Annotated in this window: 5 protein-coding genes; 2 read left to right on the forward strand and 3 right to left on the reverse strand. The window is 62.2% G+C overall.

Features of this window, described 5'->3' with window-relative positions; genetic code table 11:
• Positions 1–40: 40 nt before the first annotated feature.
• Positions 41–1,021 (forward strand): hypothetical protein, encoded by a 981-nt coding sequence (locus CQ14_RS31900; RefSeq protein ID WP_057861763.1) that lies wholly within the window; start codon positions 41–43, stop codon positions 1,019–1,021.
• Between the two features lie 6 nt (positions 1,022–1,027).
• Here the strand turns inward: CQ14_RS31900 and CQ14_RS31905 are convergent, their stop codons facing one another.
• From CQ14_RS31905 to CQ14_RS31915, 3 genes are all read right to left on the reverse strand, one after another.
• Positions 1,028–2,203 carry an MFS transporter gene (locus CQ14_RS31905; protein WP_057861782.1) on the reverse strand — a complete coding sequence of 392 codons (1,176 nt, stop codon included), beginning with the start codon at positions 2,201–2,203 and terminating at the stop codon, positions 1,028–1,030.
• A gap of 14 nt (positions 2,204–2,217) precedes the next feature.
• Positions 2,218–3,069, reverse strand: a complete 852-nt coding sequence (kdsA, locus tag CQ14_RS31910) for a 3-deoxy-8-phosphooctulonate synthase (protein ID WP_057861764.1) — start codon at positions 3,067–3,069, stop codon at positions 2,218–2,220.
• A gap of 93 nt (positions 3,070–3,162) precedes the next feature.
• Positions 3,163–3,489 (reverse strand): NIPSNAP family protein, encoded by a 327-nt coding sequence (locus CQ14_RS31915; protein WP_057861765.1) that lies wholly within the window; start codon positions 3,487–3,489, stop codon positions 3,163–3,165.
• Positions 3,490–3,831: 342 nt separating this feature from the next.
• Between CQ14_RS31915 and CQ14_RS31920 the strand changes: the two genes are divergently transcribed.
• A complete protein-coding gene (locus tag CQ14_RS31920; RefSeq protein ID WP_245320674.1) occupies positions 3,832–6,534 on the forward strand; it encodes a DUF3857 domain-containing protein in 2,703 nt (900 codons plus the stop codon).
• Positions 6,535–6,727 lie beyond the last annotated feature (193 nt).

Raw genomic sequence — 6,727 nt, forward strand, 5'->3', positions numbered from 1 at the left:
GCTGCTTGAACCCGAAAGCCGGTATGACCGACCACCGCACATGAACAAAGCTCCCTCTGCCGTCCTCCGGCTTCTCGTCCCTCTCTGTCTCGCCGCAACGATCTCGAACGTATCAGCCGCGCCACCGTCAAAATCGGCTGAGGATCGCTACATCGCGGCGCGCGATGCGGCGATCGACAAGATCTCGGCCATCTACGATGCCGGTAACGCAGACGATGCCGCGCGGAAGGCCGAGGACGCGGCGAGCGCCGATCTCGGGGCGCAGATGCGCGCCATTCTCAACGAGTCCGCGCGCGAGGGCTTTGGCCCGGCCAGGCTGCACATCGACACCTTCGCCAAGGGCGACGAAGGCTTTGGCATGCTCGACGGCCTGCGCTTCGACGCCCTGCTCGGGAAGAACGGTGAGAAGGCAGGCCAGGACGGCACCGACGGCAAGTATGTCGAACCCAAGGCGCACATCATCGTCGCGACGCAGACGCTGTTCGAACGATGGCTGCGCGCCCACAAGGACTGGTGGGACAAGGGCGCCAGGAACGTGCCGCAACAGATCGGCGCCGCGCTGAAGGATGAAAGTTTCTATACACAGGCGGTGTCGAGCGGCTCCGCCGTCGTCAACTTCAATTCGCTGCCGATTGTAAAACCTGCCGGCACAAGCTTCGCCTACGCCATACTGGCCGGGCGAACGCAATCCGAAATACCTGATGCCGCCGACCACGTATTCGTATCCGCGATCGCCGGCGGCAAGATCTATGTCGCCTACGGATCGATCTCACCCGAGGTGACGGTCCCGGCCTGCATCACGGTCCGGACCGGTTACAACCAGAAGGCCGAACAGGCCGACGACGATCTCCGGGCAGGAAAGATCGACCGCAAGGCATACGACAGGCTGGGAAATCTGCGTCAGAAGGGCGAAGACGCCTACAAGAGCTGCTTCGCCGAACGCGCGCCGAAACAGGCGGCCTTTGCGGAAGCGACCCGGCAGGCCGAGAAGCTGTTGTCGGCGGCATTGAACGCACGCTGAGACAGGCTACGTCGACGGTGCATCCGCCGGCCGCGTCTGGCGCAGGAGTTTGGCGCAGACGAAGCCCAGCGCGATCATTATCGCCCCCGCGGTGAGCAAGGTCGGCACCTTGCCGGCATGCTGGATTCCAAAACCGTAGGCGATCGGGCCGACGGTCTGGCCCATGAAGAAAAAGAACGCATGCAACGACAGCGCGGTCGCCCGCGCTTCCGCCGACAATTCGCTGGCGAATACCTGCAGGCTGCCGTGGATCATGTAGAAACCCCAGCCCATGAAGACCAGATTGAGTAGCTGCAATCTCCAATCCAGCCCCAACGCGACCGCCATGAGCTGCACACCGACCAGCGCCGCGCCGCCGATGATCATCCCGTTGACGCCGATCTTCGGCAGCAGCCGCGACACCGTCATGGTATAGATGAGGCCGCCGACCGCGAAGCCGGCGATGACGACGCCTGCGATCGACAGCGAGGTTTGTCCGAGATCGAACAGGAACGAGGCAATGAACGGAAACAGGCCGAGCACGCAGCAGCCTTCGATAAAGACGGCCGAGTAGCAGATGCGCGCGTTCGGGTTGGTGAAAATCGTGCGATAGCCCTGCTTGAGGGCCCACAAGCTGGTGCGAGGCGGATGGGTCAGCGCCGCGCCGCGAAACCCGATCGCGACCACGATCGAAGCCACCACGACGATCGCCCCGAGCACGGCCAGCACGCCGCGCCAGCCGAGGAAATCGCCGATCAGGCCGGACACCGTGGCTCCCAGCAGGTTGCCGGTCATGGCACCGGCCAGCGTACGCCCGATCGCGATCTGACGCTTTTCGGCACCGACGAGATCGCTGGTCAGTCCGAGCGCGATCGGAAACACGCCGCCCGAACCGATGCCGGCCAGAATGCGGCTCGCGAACAACAGCGGAAACGAGGTCGCCATCGCGCCGAGAATGTTGGCGAAGCCGAGCAGCGTAAGCGCCACGATCATCAGCCTCGCCTTGCCGAAAACGTCAGCGAAGGCGCCGAGCACCGGCTGGATGATGGCAAAGGTGAAGGCGAAGGCAGCGGCGAAACTGGCGGCGGTCGCGATGCTGACCGAAAAATCCTCGGCCACGTGCGGCAACACCGGATCGAGCGCGCGGGCCGAAAGGGCCGCCGAAAAGGTTGCGAGCGCAATGATATTGAGCGCCGGCGGCATGCCGCTGGCGGCGGTCACGACGAAGCGTTCTTGGCCAGCGCGTCAAACGCCATCAGCCGCTTCACCAACGCCTCGAACTCGCGCAGCGGCACCATGTTGGGACCATCCGATGGGGCGCGATCGGGATCGGGATGGGTCTCGATGAATACGCCGGCGACGCCGACCGCCACCGCCGCGCGCGCCAGCACGGGAACGAATTCACGCTGGCCGCCGGATGAGGTGCCCTTCCCGCCGGGTTGTTGCACCGAATGGGTGGCGTCGAAAATCACGGGCGCGCCCGTCGTCTGCGCCATGATCGGCAGCGCGCGCATGTCGGAGACAAGCGTGTTGTAGCCGAACGAGGCGCCGCGCTCGGTCACCAGCACGTTGGGATTGCCGCCGCCGGTGATTTTTGTGACGACGTTGGTCATTTCCCATGGCGCCAGGAACTGGCCCTTCTTGACGTTGACGACCTTGCCGGTAGCCGCGGCTGCCAGCAGCAGATCAGTCTGCCGGCAGAGGAACGCCGGGATCTGCAGCACATCGACCGCCTGCGCGGCTTCCGCGCATTGCGAGGCCTCGTGCACGTCGGTCAGCACGGGCAGTCCGAGCGAGGACCGAATCTCGGCGAAGATCGGCAGGGCCTGCGCGAGACCGACGCCGCGCCCGGCTGAGAGGCTGGTACGGTTCGCCTTGTCGAAGGAGCTCTTGTAGACGAGGCCTATTCCGAGACGTCCAGCGATCTCCTTCAGCGCGGCCGCCACTTCAAGCGCGTGCGCGCGGCTCTCGAGCGCGCAAGGACCTGCGATGATCGAGATCGGCAGATCGTTGCCAAATTTGACGGGGCCGACCGAGACGACCGGAGCTGCTTCGGATTTCGCGTTCAAGGGATTTTCCTTTGTATTCGGCGCGGACCATGCCGGTCCGCGACCCCAGGATCAACCCCGTTTAACCCCTGAATATCAGGGTTGCACCCACGGCTATTTTACCGCCGAGAACGCCGTCGGCACCAGCAATTGGCTGACGATGTTGTCGATGATCTGGCCGTCTTCCTCGCTTTTGGCGCGGCCGGCGATCCAGTCCGGATCGGACTGGAATGCGGTCCATTTCTTTTCGCGGTCGGCAAGCGATTCCCAGGCGACGAAATAGGTCAGCTCCTGATTGGAGGTGCCGATCAGCGTGGTGTAGAAGCCGGCCTGCTTGATGCCGTGCTTATCCCACAGTTTCAGCGTCAGCGTATCGAAGCGCTTCATCAGCGCCGGCAGGCGGCCCGGCAGACAGCGATAGACGCGCATTTCCATGATCATCGGTGGCACTCCCAAGGTTATTGTTCTTGTGCACGGTAGAGCGGGCTGTTTTGACAACAAATCGCAGCGACGTCAAAGCGGGAAAGCAGATAGAGCTGCTCGATCGCATCGCCCCCTTCGACGGCGGAAGAATTAATCTCGAACCCCTGTTTCCCTTACATTGCGCCGCATATAGCCATGATTTATACAACCTTTGAGTGGCAGAGGTGAATCATGCATCTTGTGAAGTTGGCCCGCACGTGTCTCGTGCTTACGGGCATTCTGGTTACTTGCGACGCCTCTGCACAGCGGAATGCGGACAATCAAGTCAAAGAAGTCCAGCTCGGCAGCAGTGCTTTCACGTTGTCCGACCCGACGCCGTCCTGGGTGGACCCGGCGCCGCTTCCTGATGTCACCAATCCTCAGCCCGTCGTGGTGCGACTGGCGGACACCCAATATCTCGTCAACCAGACGCCGGTGGTCTACATCCGCCGGGCGTCGCTCATCAACGACGCTGCGTCGCTCACGGCTGCAGGGCGCATTTCGATTTCGTTTGCGCCGGAATATGAGCGCGTTCAGCTGCACGCTATCCACATTCATCGCGGACAGGACCGGCTGGATCGGACCGGAACATCGACGATTCGGTTTCTGCAACGCGAGCAAGCCCTTGAACAGGGACTCTATAGCGGCCGCGTGACCGCCTCGATCCTCATCGACGATCTTCGGGCCGGCGACACGCTGGATGTTTCCTATTCGATCCACGGCCAGAACCCGGTGTTTGCAGGGAAATACACCGCCTCCACCGGCTGGGATCAGGCCTTTCCAACCTTGCTGCGGCGGGTCATCCTCAACCATCCGGCTGAACGGCAGATTGCCTGGCGCATGATCGGCGACCGACCGGCGCGGCCCGTCGTTCCAATCGACACCGTCCGCGACGGGATGCGCCGGATTGAATTTGAACAACGTGCGTTGCCGGAGACGATCGGCGAGCAGCAGACGCTCCCGGACTTCTTCACCTTCCGCTTTCTTCAGTTTTCGGAATTCGCGAGCTGGGCCGACGTGGCCAACTGGGCAAACACGTTATTCCCGGCCATTTCGATCGGCAGCGAGCTTCACGAGGCGGCGCAACGGATCCGCAAGCTCGATTCCGACCAGGCGCGGGTGAGCGCCGCGCTCGAGTTTGTGCAGACCAACATCCGCTACTTTTCCGTTTCCATGGGTGAAAGCTCGCACCGGCCAGCTCCGCCCGATGAGGTGCAGCGGCGGCGGTATGGCGACTGCAAGGACAAATCGTATCTGCTGATTGCCCTGTTGCGCGAGCTTGGAATTCAAAGCAGGCCCGTCCTGCTACAGCAAGGACGCAAGAGCGGACTTGAGAGGACCTTGCCGAGCGCCCAGTTCTTCGACCACGCCATCGTGCAGGTTACCGTCGAGGGCAGCAGCTTCTATCTCGATCCGACACGGCTTGGACAATACGGACGCCTTGACCGCATGGGCCAGGCTCACGAAGGCGCGCAGGTACTGATCGTCGCGCCGGAGACCAGCGAGCTCTCGACGATCGCGAGCGCCAACATCGCAGAACTCGTCCGCCAGGACACGGCGGAGCGCGCGACGCTCTCGAGCTTCAGCGAGCCAGGCCAATTGCAGATCCGGATTGTCTGGAACGGGGTCAAGGCCGAACAGATGCGCCTTTCGCACGAGCGCATCTCCCATGATCAGTTCTTGCGGTGGATGGGCAGCAGCCTGGAGCGCCGCTATCCCGGAGCAACGCTGGCCGGCGAACCCGCCGTGTCCGACGATAGGCTCAACAATACCTTTTCGATCACCGCCGCCTACAAGGTACCGCAGCTCGCCGTCGATCGGAGCGGCAACTGGGTCGTCTATTTCAGCCCCGAAAATCTGAAGGATATCCTTCTCACGCCGGCCACGGCGACCCGAACGACGCCGCTGCGGATTCCCGGATATCCGTTCGAAGGCACCTACACCTTCGAGATGACATTCCCTGAGGCGGTCAGCGTGGTCTCGGACCCGCACGCGGAAACCATCAAGAACAAGTACTTTACCAATACCGTTTCATCCTATTTCCGAGGAAACATGGCCAAGGTTTCCGTCGATCTTGCGGCATTGAGGTCGCACGTGGACGCCGAGGACACCGGGAAATACGCCGAGGATCTGCGGGCGGCCAACAAGTCGATCGGCGGCTTTTTCGCCGTCGGCAAGTCATCGATCAAGTCGACGGAAGAAGCCGGCACCGCCGAGCTCCCGCAACGACTCCGCAAGCTCAGGCAGGAGCTGATCGACAAGACGACGGAAACGATCAAGAACGGCAAACTTGCATCATCCGACGTGGCGGACGCCCATTGCATTCGCAGCAATGCCCTGAGCGATCTGCAGCGCTTCGATGAAGCCGCGCAGGATGCCAATGAAGCCGTTCGCCTCGTGCCAAACTCGCCAAGCACCCTTGGATGCCGCGCGTTCAACTATTTCAACGCCGGCCAGTTCGACAAGAGCATCGCCGATTACTCGAAGGCCGTATCGCTCGGCACACAGGAGAGCGAAATATTTCGCATGCGGGGCCTGGCCAGGCTTTATTCCGGCCGGCTGGAGAACGCCCAGTCGGACCTCGCAAGGGCAAGCGAGCTGGCTGACAAGGAAGCGAAAACCTATCTCGACCTCTGGCTGGTGGCGATCGGCGGCCGTCTCGGCGCGAAGGTTCCGGATTCCATCATTACGCGTGCGGCAGCCGAATCGAACGGCGAATGGCCCCGCCCTGCCCTGGCGATGCTGACCGGATCGATGTCGCCCGAAGAATTGCTGAAGCGGATGGATGAGAAAAAAGGCGACGATCGCCAGATGGCGCTGGCCGAGGGATATTTTTACCTCGGGCAACACTATCTCGTCGCCGGCGACAAGAAGACCGCCGCGAGCTACTTCCAGAAAACGCGCGACCTCGACATTTTTCTCTACATCGAACATGTCGCCGCGGGATACGAGCTGCAGCGCCTCAAAGATGACGGCACAGCGGCATCTGCACCGCCCACTGCGAACCGGACCGTGGCGCAGTAAGACTATCGTCCGCAGCACTCTGCGCTGCACGTAGGGTGGGCAAAGGCGCAGAGCGCCGTGCCCACCATCTATCCCAGAATTGTTGCGCGAATGGTGGGCACGCGGAGCCTGTCATCGGGTGCGCATTCGCGCGACCCGTTGGCTTTGCCCACCCTTGTAATAGCGCAATCGGTTATCGTCAGAACGTTCCGAG

This window comes from Bradyrhizobium lablabi, assembly GCF_001440475.1.
Lineage (GTDB): Bacteria > Pseudomonadota > Alphaproteobacteria > Rhizobiales > Xanthobacteraceae > Bradyrhizobium > Bradyrhizobium lablabi.